The 15,253-nt window shown below is 69.5% G+C and carries 14 protein-coding genes; 9 read left to right on the top strand and 5 right to left on the bottom strand.

What is annotated here, in order from left to right; translation table 11 throughout:
* A partial coding sequence (locus tag V7D28_RS03475; RefSeq protein WP_333585967.1) for a lytic transglycosylase domain-containing protein occupies nucleotides 1-489 on the top strand: 489 nt, incomplete at its 5' end.
* A gap of 6 nt (nucleotides 490-495) precedes the next feature.
* On the opposite strand, the gene V7D28_RS03470 is transcribed toward V7D28_RS03475, so the two are convergent.
* Nucleotides 496-1,122, bottom strand: coding sequence for a TetR/AcrR family transcriptional regulator (locus V7D28_RS03470; RefSeq protein WP_333585966.1), 627 nt, complete (start codon nucleotides 1,120-1,122; stop codon nucleotides 496-498).
* Nucleotides 1,123-1,283: 161 nt separating this feature from the next.
* On the opposite strand from V7D28_RS03470, the gene V7D28_RS03465 reads away from it, so the two are divergent.
* Together V7D28_RS03465 and V7D28_RS03460 are read left to right on the top strand one after the other, a co-directional pair.
* The gene (locus V7D28_RS03465; protein WP_333585965.1) at nucleotides 1,284-2,186 is read left to right on the top strand and encodes a class I SAM-dependent methyltransferase; all 903 of its coding nucleotides are present in this window, start codon (nucleotides 1,284-1,286) and stop codon (nucleotides 2,184-2,186) included.
* Nucleotides 2,183-2,968 carry a TrmH family RNA methyltransferase gene (locus tag V7D28_RS03460; protein ID WP_333585964.1) on the top strand — a complete coding sequence of 262 codons (786 nt, stop codon included), beginning with the start codon at nucleotides 2,183-2,185 and terminating at the stop codon, nucleotides 2,966-2,968. The genes V7D28_RS03465 and V7D28_RS03460 overlap by 4 nt, the downstream gene beginning before the upstream one ends.
* Nucleotides 2,969-2,986: 18 nt before the next feature.
* Here V7D28_RS03460 and hrpB read toward each other — a convergent pair whose 3' ends face one another.
* From hrpB to V7D28_RS03445, 3 genes are all read right to left on the bottom strand, one after another.
* Complete coding sequence (gene hrpB / locus V7D28_RS03455; protein WP_333585963.1) at nucleotides 2,987-5,416, bottom strand: ATP-dependent helicase HrpB; 2,430 nt, start codon at nucleotides 5,414-5,416, stop codon at nucleotides 2,987-2,989.
* Nucleotides 5,417-5,430: 14 nt separating this feature from the next.
* Entirely contained in the window at nucleotides 5,431-6,864 is a 1,434-nt protein-coding gene (locus V7D28_RS03450) for a sodium-dependent transporter (RefSeq protein WP_333585962.1), read from the bottom strand.
* 104 nt (nucleotides 6,865-6,968) lie between these two features.
* The gene (locus V7D28_RS03445) at nucleotides 6,969-8,447 is read right to left on the bottom strand and encodes an amino acid permease (RefSeq protein ID WP_333585961.1); all 1,479 of its coding nucleotides are present in this window, start codon (nucleotides 8,445-8,447) and stop codon (nucleotides 6,969-6,971) included.
* 152 nt (nucleotides 8,448-8,599) lie between these two features.
* On the opposite strand from V7D28_RS03445, the gene V7D28_RS03440 reads away from it, so the two are divergent.
* The 4 genes from V7D28_RS03440 to V7D28_RS03425 all read left to right on the top strand — a co-directional run bounded on the left by V7D28_RS03440 (nucleotide 8,600) and on the right by V7D28_RS03425 (nucleotide 11,851).
* Nucleotides 8,600-9,268 (top strand): MBL fold metallo-hydrolase, encoded by a 669-nt coding sequence (locus V7D28_RS03440; protein WP_333585960.1) that lies wholly within the window; start codon nucleotides 8,600-8,602, stop codon nucleotides 9,266-9,268.
* Nucleotides 9,269-9,324: 56 nt separating this feature from the next.
* The gene (locus V7D28_RS03435; RefSeq protein WP_333585959.1) at nucleotides 9,325-10,065 is read left to right on the top strand and encodes a response regulator; all 741 of its coding nucleotides are present in this window, start codon (nucleotides 9,325-9,327) and stop codon (nucleotides 10,063-10,065) included.
* Nucleotides 10,062-11,420: an ATP-binding protein gene (locus tag V7D28_RS03430; protein WP_333585958.1), complete on the top strand. Its 1,359-nt coding sequence runs from the start codon at nucleotides 10,062-10,064 to the stop codon at nucleotides 11,418-11,420. The genes V7D28_RS03435 and V7D28_RS03430 overlap by 4 nt, the downstream gene beginning before the upstream one ends.
* A gap of 215 nt (nucleotides 11,421-11,635) precedes the next feature.
* Nucleotides 11,636-11,851, top strand: coding sequence for a general stress protein (locus tag V7D28_RS03425; RefSeq protein ID WP_333585957.1), 216 nt, complete (start codon nucleotides 11,636-11,638; stop codon nucleotides 11,849-11,851).
* A gap of 103 nt (nucleotides 11,852-11,954) precedes the next feature.
* Here the strand turns inward: V7D28_RS03425 and egtB are convergent, their stop codons facing one another.
* Nucleotides 11,955-14,168, bottom strand: coding sequence for an ergothioneine biosynthesis protein EgtB (egtB, locus tag V7D28_RS03420; protein ID WP_333585956.1), 2,214 nt, complete (start codon nucleotides 14,166-14,168; stop codon nucleotides 11,955-11,957).
* A gap of 183 nt (nucleotides 14,169-14,351) precedes the next feature.
* Here egtB and V7D28_RS03415 point away from each other — a divergent pair, with 183 nt between their 5' ends.
* Nucleotides 14,352-14,885, top strand: a complete 534-nt coding sequence (locus V7D28_RS03415; RefSeq protein ID WP_333585955.1) for a sigma-70 family RNA polymerase sigma factor — start codon at nucleotides 14,352-14,354, stop codon at nucleotides 14,883-14,885.
* Between the two features lie 76 nt (nucleotides 14,886-14,961).
* Entirely contained in the window at nucleotides 14,962-15,216 is a 255-nt protein-coding gene (locus V7D28_RS03410) for a hypothetical protein (protein ID WP_333585954.1), read from the top strand.
* The last annotated feature ends 37 nt before the right edge of the window (nucleotides 15,217-15,253 follow it).

Genomic DNA, 15,253 nt, shown 5'->3' with positions numbered 1-15,253 from the left:
GCGCTCACCCTGGCGATCATTCGCCAGGAGAGCGGCTTTGATCCGCTGATCCGCTCGCCGGCCGGCGCCCGGGGCATGATGCAGGTGATGCCTGGCACGGCCCAGATCGTCGCCCGCCAGATCGGGCTCTCCTATTCTGAGGGCCTGCTCAATGATCCGGACTACAACATGCGGCTGGGCCAGACCTACATCACCCAGATGCTGGACCGGTTCAGCGGCTCCTATCCCCTGGCCATCGCCGCCTATAACGCCGGACCGGGTCGCCCGGCCCAGTGGATCGGCTTCTGCGGCGACCCGCGGGGCTCAGGCACCGACCCCATCGACTTCATCGAGTGCATCCCCTTCACCGAGACCCGCAACTATGTGATGCGCGTCATGGAAGGCGCCCAGGTCTATCGCGCCCGGCTGAACAACGGCACGGCCAAGGTGACCCTGTCGCAGGATCTCGCCCGGGGCGGCTATGGGATGAACCTGGCGGCCAATCCCTAAGGGGGTTCAGTCCACCGTCAGGCCGTTCAGCAGGCCTTCCAGGGTGATCTCGATAAGGTCGTCCACGGGCTCCCAGGGGAAGTTGGGGCGTGAAAGCCGCAGGGCCACCACCCCGTGGCAGGCGGCCCAGAGCGCCTGGGCGGCGCTGTCCCCATGGCCCAGGCGCAGGCGGCCCTGGGCGGCGATCTCGCGCACCACGCCGCTGAACTTGTCGTAGCAGCCGGCCGCCAGTTCGGCGATGGCGTCGGAGTCGGCCGGTAGGGGGCGGACGGCCGAAAAGACCAGCTGGTAGGCGTTGGGGTGCTCGAAACCCCACCGCATATAGGCCTCCAGCATCATGCGGGTGCGCACCACCGGATCGAGGGGGCGCTCGGCGATCTGGCTGTTGCGGTCGAGCAGAACCTGCATGGCCCCCTGGCAGATCTCCAGCAGGATGCAGGCCTTGTCGGGGAAGTGCATGTAGAGCGCCGTGGAGGAGACGCCAACCTCCTCAGCGATCCTGCGGATTGTGGCGCCCTCATACCCCTCGGCCACGAAGATGCGTTCGGCCGCGGCCAGAATCTCCGCACGGCGGAGGTGGCCATCGCCCTTGGCCTTGCGCGCTGAACGACGGCCGGTGGTGGTGACGCTCAATTCCAGACTCCCCCAATCCAATCGGACAAGCGGAGCGGAAAAACGCTCGCCTGACAACCCCACGCCAGAAAGGCGAGCCTTTTCAGCGGGGCGGGACCATACCGGCGCCTATAGAATGGCGCGCTCTGGCGCCGGTGACAGGTTTTTCGTAAGCCAGCCCCATGAGCCTGCTCCGCCCCGCCCTCGCCCCGTCTCCCAGCGTGATGCGCACCACCGGCTGGAGCGACTACGCCCTGCTGGATTCCGGCGACGGCCGCAAGCTGGAGCGGTATGGCCCCTACAAGGTGGTTCGCCCCGAACCCCAGTGTTTCTGGAGCCCCCGCCTGCCCGCCCAGGTCTGGGACGCCGCCGATGCGGTGTTCGACCCCAGCGACGAGGAGGACGCCGGGCGCTGGCGATTCAAGGACAAGCCGGACGAGGCCTGGGCCATGGGCTGGGGGGACGTCCGCTTTCAGGCCCGGTTCACCGCCTTCCGGCATCTGGCCTTCTTTCCGGAACAGGCCGCCAACTGGACCTGGCTCAGCGAGCGCATCACCGCCGCCCCGACGCCGCCGCGGGTGCTCAACCTGTTCGGCTATACCGGCGTGGCGAGCCTGGCCTGCGCCGCGGCCGGCGCCGCGGTCACCCATGTGGACGCCTCCAAGAAGGCCATCGGCTGGGCGCGCGAGAACGCCGAGCTCTCGGGTCTTTCGGACCGGCCGATCCGCTGGATCTGCGAGGACGCCCGCCGTTATGTGCAGCGGGAAGTGCGGCGCGGCTCGCAATATGAGGGGATCATCCTGGACCCGCCCAAGTATGGTCGCGGCCCCACGGGCGAGGTCTGGCGCCTGTTCGAAGACCTGCCGGAACTGTCGGCCCTGTGCGCCCAGCTGCTGTCGGATCAGGCCTCGTTCCTGATCCTCAACGCCTATGCCGCCCGGGTGTCGGGCGCGGCCCTGGCGGGACTGTTGTCCGATCGCCTGGCCGGGCGCGGCGGGACCATCGAATGGGGGGAGCTGGCGCTCAGCGAGCAGGCCGGCGAGCGCGAAATCGGCCTGTCCTTCTTCGCCCGGTGGGCGTCATGAGCCGGACGGTCACCTCGCTGACCAATCCGACGGTCAAGGCGGTGCGGGCCCTTCACCAGCGCAAGACCCGCGACGAGACGGGCCTGTTCGTGGCCGAGGGGCTCAAGAACGTCACCGAAGGGGTCGAGACCGGCGCCGTCCCCCAGATCCTGCTCTATGGCCGCGAGGCCGCCGACCATCCCCTGCTGAAGGCCGCCGCCCAGGCCGCCGAGGCGGCCGGCGGCGAAGTCATCGAGGTCACCCAGGACATCCTGGCCAAGGTCTCCAGGCGTGATAATCCCCAGGCCGTGGTGGGGGTGTTCCAGCAGGTCTTCACCCCCCTCTCGGCCCTGGAGCCGCGCTCGGCCGGGTGCTGGGTGGCCCTCCATCGGGTGCGCGACCCCGGCAATCTGGGGACCATCATACGCACCGCCGACGCCGCCGGTTGCGGCGGGGTGCTGCTGGTGGGCGAGTGCTGCGATCCCTATTCGGTGGAGGCCGTCCGGGCGACCATGGGCTCGATCTTCGCCGTACCCCTGGTCAAGGCCAGCGAGGCGGAGTTCGCCGCCTGGCGCGGCGCCTGGCCAGGCTCTGTGGTGGGCACCCTGCTCACGGCCCAGACCGATCACCGCAGCGCGGCCTATGTGGCGCCCACCCTGGTCCTCATGGGCAATGAGCAGCAGGGCCTGCCCCCGGCCATGGCCGCCCTGTGCGACGTCAATGTGAAGATCCCCATGCGGGGCCGGGCCGACAGCCTCAACCTCTCGGTGGCCACGGGCATCATGATCTACGCCGCAAGCTGAGCGCCTCGGGCCGCAGGCTCAGCTCCGAGGCTTGGCCCGGTTGGTGGGATCGGCCTGAGCCGGGTCCTCCGGCCAGGGGTGCCGGGGGTAACGTCCCCGCATCTCGGCCCGGACATCCTTCCATGAGCCGCGCCAGAAGCCCGGCAGGTCCTGGGTCAGCTGGATGGGTCGTCGCGCCGGCGACAGGAGGGCCAGTGTCAGGGGCCGCCCGCCGACCCGGGGATGGGTCTGCAGGCCAAACACCTCCTGCACCCTCACCTCCACCCGCGGGCCGCCCTCGGCCTCGTAATCGATGGGCAGGCGTGCGCCCGTGGGCGCCGTCCAATGGGTGGGCAGGGCCTCCTCCATCCGGCGCTGGACATCCCAGGGGACCAGGGCGCGCAGGGCGGCGTCCAGCAGATCGGGGCTCAGATCGGACAGGCGGCGCAGATCGCCCAGCAGCGGCGTCAGCCAGTCGTCCAGGGCGTCCAGCAGGGCCGCGTCGGACAGATCAGGCCAGGCCTCCGGGGCAGCGGCCCTCAGATAGGCCATGCGCTGGCGAAGGGCGCGGGCCGCCGGACCCCAATTGAGAGCTGAGAGGCCGGACTTCCTGAGGCGGGCCGCCAAGGCCTTCGCCACCACCTCAGGCGGCGGATTGTCATCGGCGCTCTCACGCAGGACGAGCCGTCCCAGGCGAAGACGCCGACGGATGCGGATTCGCCCCGTGGGGCTTTCCTCCACCTGATCGTCCCATTCGAGGGCCTCGTCGAACAGGCTCTCCACCTCTTCGACGCCGAGGGGCGCGGCCAGCAGGATGCGGTCGCGGCGGTCGCCTCCGCCCAGCTCCCCGACCGCCAGCCAGGGCGCCCGCGCCAGGGGGTCGCCCGGCTCGATGAACACCCCGCGACCGCTCACCAGCTGGAACTCCCCCTGCCCGCCGCGGGCCTTGGCCACCCGCTCGGGAAAGGCCAGGGCCAGGAGACCGCCGTCGCTCAACGGTTCGGCCTGGCCTACGGGAAGGTCGCGGCTCCAGCGCTCGGCTAGGGACCGGGCGTCCCGGGCCCGGGGGGAGCGGTCGCGGCCGAAGGCCTCCAGCCGGTGGGTGAGATGGGCCTCGCGTCCCCCCAGGCCCCGTTCCCCCAGCAGGGCGGCGATGGCGGCGGCCCGCGGGGCCTGGCCGTGTTCGGCGGCGCGCAGCAGCATGTGGCCGAGCCGCGGCGCCAGCGGCAGGGCGGCCAGGGCCTCGCCATGGGGGGTGATCACCCCCTCGTCGTCCACCGCCTGAAGCCGGCGCAGGAGGGCCTGGGCCTCGCCGAAGGCCGCGGCCGGGGGCGGATCGAGGAAGGCCAGGGCGCCCACCTCCCGCGCGCCCCAGCGAGCCAGGTCCAGGGCCAGGCCCGACAGGTCGGCCGCCAGGATTTCCGGCTCGGCGAAGGCCGGCAGGGCGCGGGTTTCGGCCTCGTCCCACAGACGGTAGCAGACCCCGGGCGCCGTCCGGCCCGCCCGGCCGCGCCTCTGGTCGGCGGCCGCCCGGCTCACCCGGACGGTGGCCAGCCGCGTCAGGCCGCTGGCCGGATCGTAGCGCGGCACGCGGGCCAGGCCGCAATCGACCACCACGCGCACATCCTCCAGGGTCAGGCTGGTCTCGGCGATGGAGGTGGCCAGCACCACCTTGCGCCGGCCGGGCGGCGGCGGGGCGATGGCCAGGTCCTGATCCGTGGGGTCCAGGGCGCCGTAGAGGGGGGCGATGATCACGCTCTCACTGACCTGGCCGGCGAGGCGCTCGGCCACACGCTGGATTTCCCCCTGGCCCGGCAGGAAGGTGAGCACGCCGCCCGCCTCTTCCATCAGCGCCTTGCGGATGGCGCGGACGGCCGCGTCCTCGATCCGCGCGGCCGGGTCGCGGCCGAGATAGCGGGTTTCCACCGGGAAGGTGCGCCCCAGGCTTTCGATCACCGGCGCATCGCCCAGCACGCGCGCCACCGCCGCCCCGTCGAGGGTGGCCGACATGACCAGCAGGCGCAGATCCTCGCGCAGCAGCCCCTGGGCGTCCCGGGCCAGGGCCAGGCCGAGATCGGCGTCCAGGCTGCGCTCGTGGAACTCGTCAAAGATGACGCAGCCTGTCTCGGCGAGGCCGGGGTCGGCCAGGATCATCCGGGTGAAGACGCCTTCGGTGACCACCTCGATCCGGGTGCGGGCCGAGACCTTCGACTGCAGGCGCACGCGGTAGCCCACCGTGGCGCCCACCGCCTCGCCCAGGCTGGCCGCCATCCGCTCGGCCGCGGCCCGCGCCGCCAGTCGCCGGGGCTCCAGTATGATGATCTTGCGTCCGGCCAGCCACGGGGCGTCCAGCAGGGCGAGCGGCGTGACCGTGGTCTTCCCCGCCCCGGGCGGCGCCACCAGCACGAGGTTGGGCGAACCCGCCAAGGCCGCCTGAACGGACTCCAGAACCTGATGGATCGGCAGCACGCCGGCGGCGGCCCCTAGCTGACCAGTTGCGGGAAGAGGCCGAACAGCAGGATCAGGAACACCGCCACAGGGCAGAGCCAGGCCACCAGAAAGCGCCACAGGGGCAGGAGCGGCCCCTTCTGCAGGCCGGTCTCCTCGTCCACCAGCCGGCGATCGGCCACCCAGCCGATGAAGACGGCGGTGATCAGGCCCGACAGGGGCAGCAGCAGCCGGCCCGTGAGGCCGTCAAAGGCGTCGAACCAGCCGGCGTTCTGGAAGCCCGGCAGGAAGGCGAGCGGCCGGTGATCGGCCCAGACATTGAACGAGAGGACCGAGGCGAGGCCGATCAGGAAGAAGCCGGCGCCCAGCAGGCTGGCCGCCGCCGCGCGGGACATGTTGAACCGCTCCACCAGATAGGCGGTGGCGATCTCCAGCAGGGACACCGACGAGGTCAGGGCGGCGAACAGCGCCAGGACGAAAAAGGCCAGGGCCACCAGGGCGCCGCCGGGCATGGAATGGAAGGCCGCCGGCAGGGTCTGGAACATGAGCGTCGGGCCGGCGTCCGGGGTCAGGCCGACGCTGAAGACGATGGGGAAGATGGCGAGACCGGCGATGATGGCCACCGCGGTGTCGGCGCCTGCGATGACGCCGGAGGTCTGGCCGAGATTGGTCTCCCGCGAGGCGTAGGCCCCATAGGCCACCATGGCCCCGCCCCCCAGGCTGAGGGAGAAGAAGGCCTGTCCCAAAGCCGAATTCACCACCTGAGGCTGCAGGGCGCGCTCGAAGTCCGGGGTGAACAGGAAGCGCACCGCCGCGGCGAAGTCCCCGCTGAGGCCGGCATAGATGGTGATGCCTACAAGCAGGACGAAAAAGGCCGGCATGAGCCAGGTGGCCGCCACCTCGATCCCCCCCTTCACCCCGCGGGCCACGATGAAGGTGGTGGCCGCGGCGAAGATGAAGTGGGTCAGGGTCATCTTCACCGGATCAGCGAACAGGTCCGGCATCTGGGCGCGGATCTGCTCCACGGTCAGATTGGCGTAGGCGCCGGCGAAGGGCTGCCCCTCGGACAGGGTCCGGGCCACATCGGCGGCCGAGGTTCCGATGAAATAGAGCACCCATCCGGCCACCACGCTGTAGAAGGTCAGGATGAAGTAGTTGGCCACCATGCCGATGGCCGCCAGGCTCGCCCAGGCGCTGGACGCCTTGGACTGGCGGGCGAGCAGCATGGCGCTCTCCACCGTGGAGCGCTGTCCGTGGCGGCCGATGAGGGTCTCGGCCAGGAGCAGGGGCGCGCCGATCAGGGCCACGCAGAGAATGTAGATCAGGACGAAGGCGCCGCCGCCATTGGCGCCGGCCTCAGCCGGAAAACGCCACAGGTTGCCCAGGCCCACGGCCGAGCCCACAGCGGCCAGGACGAACGCCGCCCTGGAGGACCAGTGGGGATGCACGGCAGGGGACGTTGCGACCATTGGAGTTCCCGGCTTGAAACGTCCTCCGGACGCAAGTGGCCGCAACTTTGGCCAGCGTCGTCGGAACAATCAAGCCGGGTCCCCGCGGCGGCCGGTTCGCCGCCCTAATCCGCCGCGGCCTGTCGGCTTTCGTGATAGCGGGAGTGCCAGTAGGCGTAGCCGAAATAGACGACGATACCGATGGCCAACCAGACCACCAGTCGCACGAAGGTCGCCGCAGGCAGGCTCGAGATCAGATAGAGGCAGGCGATCATCCCACCGGGCGCCACCAGCCACCACAGGGGTGTCTTGAAGCCGCGCTTCAGGTCAGGACGGGTCAGGCGCAGATAGATGACCGCGCCGCAGATCATCGAGAAGGCCAGCAGGGTCCCCACCGAGACCAGTTCGCCCAGAAGTCCAATGGGGAACAGCCCGGCCATGAGACCGGCGAACACCGCGGTCAGGGCGGTGCCTGCCCAAGGCGTGCGGCGCTGCGGATGCACCTTGGAGAAGATCGGCGGCAACAGCCCGTCCCGAGACATGGCGTAGAATATCCGCGACTGCCCATAGAGTAGCGCCATAATGGTGGAAGCAAGCCCCACGGTCGCCCCGATGGTCACCACCGGCTTCAGCCAGGCCAGAGCCGGGCCGACATTGTCCACGGCCACATAGACTGGCGCAGGGACATTGAGCGTCGTGTAGGGGGCGAGGCCCGTGATCACCAGGCTCATCAGGATGTAGAGAACCGTGCAGATTCCCAGGGAGGCGAGAATGCCGATGGGAAGGGTCCGCTGCGGATCTCGCGCCTCCTGCCCCGCCGTGGAAATGGTCTCAAAGCCGATATAGGCGAAGAAGATCACCCCCGCGGCCGCGAAGACGCCGCCCAGGCCGTACTTTGACGCCCCGGTCACCGGGTCGGTCGTGGGCTCGGGGATGAAGGGCTGCCAGTTGGCGGGGTTCACGTAGAGAAAGCCGAACACGATCACCAGCAGGACCACGCCCACCTTCAGCAGGACGATGGCGTTGTTGAAGGTCGCCGATTCGGTGATCCCAAGGATCAGCACCGCTGCGGTCAGGCCGACGATGAAGACCGCCGGAACGTTCAGGATGGCGCCGGTGGCGACCAGCTGGTGGGCGTTGTTGACCAGGAAGGGCGCCTGGCTCCAGACGGCGGGTATGGCGACGCCCAGGTCAGCCATGAGGCCGACGAAGTAACCGGACCAGCCCACGGCCACGGTGGCGCCAGCGAACAGATATTCAATGATCAGGTCCCAGGCGATGATCCAGGCGAAGAACTCGCCGACCGTCGCGTAGGCGTAGGTATAGGCCGACCCGGCCACCGGTATGGTGGAGGCGAGTTCAGCGTAACAGAGCGCCGCCAGCGCGCAGACGAAGCCGGCGACGACGAAGGACAACATGATGGCGGGTCCCGCGTGGGCCTCGGCAGCCTGCCCTGTGAGGACGAATATGCCCGCGCCGATGATCGAGCCGATGCCGAGCGCAGTGAGGCTGACGGGACCAAGGCCCCGGCGCAGTGTGTGGTCGCCCTGTTCCGCCGCCTGGGCGAGCAGAACTTCGATTGGCTTTTTTGCGAATATCTTCATCGCAAGTCTTGTCCTGACGGGCGAAGCACGACGCGGCCCGAGTGGCCGGAGCTACGCACGCCGCCGCCCGACCCACAATCGGAGTCAATCAGGGGCCTTTTCGCCCCGCCGCGAAACGGGAACAATGACGCGAAAAGAGAAGGTGAACCGCATTGACTGACGCCCAGCCGCCCATCCGCGCCCTGATCGCGCCTGTCACGCCCCTGGCGCAGAACTGCACCATCGTCTGGTGCGTCGCCACGCGGAAGGCGGCCATCATCGACCCCGGCGGCGAGACCCCTCGCCTGCTGGCCGCCCTGGCCGAGCACGGCCTGACGCTGGAGAAGATCTGGATCACCCACGGTCATCTGGACCATGCGGGGGGAACCTCCGCCCTGAAGGCCGCCACCGGCGCGATGATCGAAGGGCCGCACCGCGACGACGCCTTCTGGATCGAGCAGATGGACGCCGACGGCGCCCGCTGGGGGATGCCCGAGGCGCGCAGCTTCACCCCCGACCGCTGGCTGGAGAACGGCGACGTGGTGACCCTGGGTGAAACCCAGTTCGAGGTCTATCACTGCCCCGGCCACACGCCGGGCCACGTCATCTTCTTCCACCGGCAGGCCCGTTTCGCCCAGGTTGGGGACGTCCTCTTCCAGGGCTCCATCGGCCGCACGGACTTCCCCCGCGGCAATCATCAGGACCTGATTGACGCCATAACGGGCAAGCTCTGGCCCCTGGGCGACGACGTGCGCTTCGTCTGCGGGCATGGTCCCATGTCGAGCTTTGGCCAGGAACGTCGGACCAACCCGTTCGTGGCCGACGCGGTGCTGGCGCGCTAATCTGGCGCGTCGGCCTTTTCAGGCGTGAAATCTGACGGTTACGGCGGAGGGGGAAAATGGCCCGCATGCAGACCCAGATCGAGTCCCCCGCCCCGGCTGCGCGCATCCTGATGGTCGATGACGATCCGGGTATCCGCGACGTCGTCTCCGACTTCCTGGGGCGGCACGGCTATGCGGTCTCCACCGCCGGCGACGCCCGGGAGATGGAACAGGCGCTGGAGCGCGACGCCGTCGACCTGATCGTGCTGGACGTCATGCTGCCGGGCGAGGACGGCCTGGCCATCTGCCGCCGCCTGGCCGTGGGCGACGCCCCGCCGATCATCATGCTCTCGGCCATGGGCGAGGACACCGACCGCATCGTGGGCCTGGAACTGGGCGCCGACGACTATCTGTCCAAGCCCTGCAATCCCCGCGAACTGCTGGCCCGCATCCGGGCGGTGCTTCGTCGGGCCGAGCAGACCGGCGCCGCCGACGAACTGGGCGCGGCCTGCGAGTTCGCCGGCTGGCGCCTCGACCTGGTCCGGCGGGAGCTGCGCTCGCCGCAGGGTGTGGTGGTGAACCTGTCCAGCGGGGAGTTCTCCCTGCTGCGGGCCTTCGTCGAGCGGCCCCAGCGGGTGCTGACCCGAGATCAGCTGCTGGACTTCGCCCGTGGCCCGGACTCCGACGCCTTCGACCGGGCCATAGACGTTCAGATCAGCCGCCTGCGCCGCAAGCTGGACGACGGCGGCGGCCACGACCTCATCCGGACCATCCGCAATGAGGGCTACATGTTCACCCCCAAGGTGAAGCGTCCATGAGCCGGCGCAGGGCGGGCCGGGCCACGGCCTCCCTCTTCGTCCAGGTCCTGTTGCTGGTGGGCATGAGCCTGATCGCCGCCCAGGCGATCAGCGTCTTCCTGCTGTTCAACCTGCCGCCGCCGGTTCCGGACTTCTATCGCTTCTCGGAGATCACCCAGGCGCTCCAGGGGCAGCGGGTGGAGCTGATCGAGCGGCGGGACCTGGAATTCCGCATCGAGGCCGACCGCCCGCGCGGCGAAACGACCGCCGAGAGCATGCTCTGGGCCCGCGACCAGCTGGCCCAGGATCTGGGCGTGGCGCCCACCGATATCGTCATCGCCAAGACCTATCGGCTGCCCATTTCCGATCGCCGGGTGTTCCGCATCGTCCGCGAGCGCATGGAGCGCGCCGGCGGCGAAGGGGCGGAGGATCGCTTCCTGGTGGCGCCCTTCGAGGTCGCCCTGCATCGGCCCGACGGACGATGGGTGGTGGTGCGGCCCGAGCGACCCTTCGGCCTCAATATCTGGCAGCAGCGGGTCATGCTGTGGTTCGTGCTGTCGGCCCTGGTCATGGCTCCCTTCGCCTGGCTGTTCGCCCGCCAGCTGTCGCGACCCTTCCGGCTGTTCGCGGAGGCCGCCGAACGCCTGGGTCGCGACCCCGACGCCCCGCCCCTGGCCATCAAGGGATCGGCCGAGATCGCCGTGGCCGTGGGCGCCTTCAACGGCATGCAGGAACGCCTGCGGCGCTATGTGAAGGATCGCACGGCCATGGTGGGCGCCATCGCCCATGACCTGCGCACCCCCCTGACCCGCCTGCGCTTCCGCATCGAAAACGCGCCCGAGGACCAGCGCGCCAAGATGGCCGCCGACATCGACCAGATGGAGGCCATGGTCGCCGCCACCCTGGGCTTTGTCCGCGACGCCACCCAGCCGGGCAAGCGCACCCGCCTGGAGCTGGCCTCGCTGGTGGAGAGCGTCTGCGACGAGATGGCCGAGACCGGGGCGGCCATCGAGGTGGAGCCCTCGCCCAAGGTGGTGATCGAGGGCGATCCCGTGGCCCTGCGGCGCCTGGTGACCAATCTGGCCGAGAACGCCGTCAAGTTCGGCGATCGGGCCCGCGCCCGGGTGCGTGTGGAGGAGCGCACGGCGATCATCGAGATCGACGACGAAGGCCCCGGCATACCCGAGGACGAGGCCGAGCGGGTGTTCGAGCCCTTCTATCGTCGGGAGCCCTCGCGCAGCCGCAACACCGGCGGCATCGGCCTGGGCCTGGCGGTGGTGCGCTCCATCGCCCGCAGCCACGGCGGCGACGCTGTGATGATCAACCGCCCCGAAGGCGGACTGCGCGCCCGCGTCATGCTGCCTGCCGGCTACTGACCGCCGCACGCCGCCTCCAGGTTGAAAAACACTCTGGGCGCCCGCCCGCTTGCCGGGAGGGTCGGCTTCTGCAAGGCGACGACAGAGCGCTGAAAAAATTCTGAGATTCGGCGACGCAACTCTAGGCGGCGCTTGTGGGTTGCTAGTCCGAAGCCTCGCTACAAATCCGGTTCCGGACCATCGCGCGGGGCTCGTCGCCGTAGAGGAGTAGCCCCATGAGCATTGCCGACCAGAACCCCCCTCGCGCCCGGCGCGGCTTCGCCGCCATGAACCCTGAACGCCGGCGGGAGATCGCCCGCAAGGGCGGGGCGAGCGTGCCTGGCGAAAAGCGCAGTTTCGCCAAGGATCGCGACCTTGCCGCCTCGGCGGGTCGTAAGGGGGGTGAGGCGTCCCGCGGGGGCGGCCGCGGCAAGGATGACGCCGAGACCTGATGTCGGTCTTGCGACCAAGGTCGCTTAAGGGGGCTTAAGAGACGAAATCAAGGCGGCGGCCGGCAGGTACGCCGCCTTCTTTCATGACTCGCGCCTGACCCGTTCAGGCGCTGAAGAGGAAGAGACCGAACCGGGGCTCAGGACTGATCCAGCTGTCTTCCAGCCGCCAGCCGGCCCGGGCGCCCAGGGCGGCCAGGCGCTCGGGCGTGAACTTGTGAGAGTTCTCCGTATGGATGGTCTCGCCGGCGGCGAAGTCGAACCGGCGTCCGGCCACATGCACCGCCTGGCGCCGGCGGCTGACCAGATGCATCTCGATCCGCGCGTCGGCCTCGTTCCAGACCGCCCGGTGCTCGAATTGCGAGAGGTCGAAATCCGCCGCCAGTTCGCGGTTCATCCGGGTCAGCAGGTTCAAATTGAACCGGGCCGTCACCCCTTGCGCGTCGTCATAGGCGGCCACCAGAACGTGGGGTGGCTTCACCAGGTCGGCGCCGATCAGGAACCTGGCCCCCGCCCCCAGCAGATGGCGGGCGTTCACCAGGAATTCCGCCGCCTCGTCCTCGGTGAGATTGCCGATGGTGGAGCCCGGGAAAAAGCCCACCGCCGGCCGGCGCCGCGACAGCACCGGCAGGTCGAGGGCGGTGGTGAAGTCATCGGCCAGGGGCGCGATCTCAAGGCGCGGATAGGCCTGCGCCAAACGCTCGGCCGCCGCCTCCAGGGCCGTGGGACTGATGTCGATGGGGGTGTAGGCGGTGATCTGGACGGCGTGATCGAGCAGAAGCCGCGTCTTCAGACTGGCCCCGCTGCCGAACTCCACCAGCAGGGCGTCGTCCGGCAGGCGGCGGCCGATGTCGGCGGCCGCGCCCTTCAGGAGTTCAAGCTCGGTGCGGGTGGGATAGTATTCCGGCAGCTCGCAGATGGCTTCGAACAGGCGAGAGCCTTCTGCGTCGTAGAAGTATTTGGGCGACAGGCTCTTCTGGGTTCGCGACAGCCCGGCCAGAACGTCGGCCTCGAAGGCCGAGCGGCGGCGGGGCGTCTCCCGTCCGTCCTTGGCCAGTCGCAGGCCAGAGAACATCCAGCGCTGGTGCGGCTGGAAGAAGTTGCGATAGGTCGGCCGCACATGGCCCTGGGGAGTCACGCAAGCCCCGCCGCGCAACACCATCTGGCCGCTCATGAATTTGCCGTTGTACTCACCCACCGCTCCAGGCGCGGGGGCGAATCCGGGATAGGGGCTGTAGGCGCTGCGCGTCCACTCCCACAGGTCTCCGAACATCTGACGCAGCCCGCGGCCAGAGGCCCCGCGCACCTGCGGCGTGTCGCGGTCCAGAAAGTTGCCCGCCAGGGGCAGGCTGGCGGCGGCGTGCTCCCACTCCGCCTCGGTGGGCAGGCGCGCCCCGGCCCAGGCGGCGTAGGCCTCTGCCTCGTAATAGCTGATGTGCGCCACAGGCCGGTGCGGATCGAGGGGGATGAGCCCCTCCAGGGTCATCTCCCGCCAGCCATCCTCGCCCGCGACCCAATAGAAGGGCGCCGGCTCGGCCATCTGCTGGACGAAGGCCCAGCCGTCGGACAGCCAGAGCTCGGGGCGCCGGTAGCCGCCGTCGGCCATGAAGGCCAGCCAATCGCCATTGGTCACCAGGCGGTCGGCGAGGCTGTAGGGGGCGAGGTAAGTCTTGTGTCGGGGGCCTTCATTGTCGAAGGAAAAGCCGTCGCCCCCATGGCCGATCTCCACCAGCCCGCCCTCGAAGCCGACAAAGCCCATCTCTCCCGGATCGGCGGCGGGCGCACAAGGCGCGCCCGAACCATAGGCGGGCTTCAGGGGCGACTGGGCGAAGAGGTGGAGAATATCCATCAGGATCAGCTCCTGATGCTGTTCCTCATGGGCGAGACCCAGGTCCAGAAGGGCGTCGAGCCCAGCCACACCGTCGAGCAGCAGCCGCGTCATGGCGGCGTCCACATGGGCGCGATAGGCCATGACCCGGTCCAGGGACGGCCGGGTCAGGAGGCCGCGCTGCGGCCGGGGCTGCCGGGGTCCCAGCGCCTCGTAATAGGAGTTGAACAGAAATCCGAACTGCGGGTCGAAGGGGGCGTAGCCCTTCAGATGCGGCGTCAGCAGAAAGGTTTCGAAGAACCAGGTCGTGTGGGCCAGGTGCCATTTGGTGGGGCTGGCGTCCGGCATGGACTGCGCCAGCTGATCCTCAGGCGAAAGATTGCGCGTCAGATGTTCGCTGCGCGCCCGGACGCGCCGGTAACGGTCCAGCGCCGCCTGGGCGGGGTGGCAGGTCACGGCCTCGGTGATGGCCCCGTCGTCCGAAGGCGTCATGCGCCCCTCCCCTGCTGGCGTGCGGCATCCTCACACGTCTAGGGCGAGAACGCGAAGGTTCTGAGTCTGTTCCCTTTTGACCGGCGGCGTCCAGGCCAAGCGCCGCCGGAACAGATGGCACGGGGCGACGTTGCTTGGCTGTCCGCCCGCGTGCCGGGCGCATGTTCAGGCTCAGAGGCAGTGATGGGCACGTCCGACACCTGGCGGGATTCCGTGGTGGCCATGATCCCGGCCCTGCGCGCCTTCGCCTGGTCTCTCTGCCACAACGGGTCGGACGCCGACGATCTGGTGCAGGACACCCTGATCAAGGCCTGGGCCAATCGCGAAAAATTCGAGCCCGGCACCAACCTGCGCGCCTGGCTGTTCACCATCCTGCGCAACACCTACTACACCAGCCTGTCGCGGCGGCGACGCGAGGTTCGGGACGAGGACGGGGACTATGCCCGCCTGCTGAAAAGCCCGCCGAGCCAGGACTGGAGCATCACCATCCAGGACCTCCAGGCGGCCCTGGCTCAGCTTCCGCCGGAACATCGCGAGGCCCTGGTCCTCGTGGGCGCGGCGGGCCTGTCCTATGAGGAGGCCGCCGAGATTTGCGGTTGCGCCCTGGGGACCATCAAGAGCCGGGTCAACCGGGCGCGCATCAAGCTGATGCGCGTCATGGAGGCCCGCGAGGACGACGAGGACGGGTCGCAGACTCCGAGCCAGCGGCTCAACTGACGCAGCCTGCCATCGAAGCCTCCGGGAACAGCCCGCTATTCCAGCCGTTGCCTCCTCCGCTCAACAGGAGGCTGCCATGACCGACCATCCCAAAGTCCCCGCCAGCGCCACGCGTCGGCAGGCCGATCATGCGCCCGATGGCGGAAAGGCGCAGCCCGGCGTTCAGGCCTATGGCCTTGCGGCCGGCGAACCGCGAGAGGAGTCCACCGGTCTGGTCGCCGAGCACAAGGCCCTGGTGGAAAAGCTTGGCCACCGCACCGCGCCGGACAACGACCTGGGCGAACCGGCCGAGCCCATGCCCGACCCGACGGGTCCGGAGGACGAGGCCTAGGCGCTCGCGGGTCTCGGCGCGCCGGTGAATCTGCGCC

The organism is Phenylobacterium sp., from assembly GCF_036723115.1.
In the GTDB taxonomy this organism is placed as follows: domain Bacteria; phylum Pseudomonadota; class Alphaproteobacteria; order Caulobacterales; family Caulobacteraceae; genus Phenylobacterium.
Note: the sequence above shows the minus strand (reverse complement) of the source record. Positions and strands in the feature narration are given on the sequence as shown.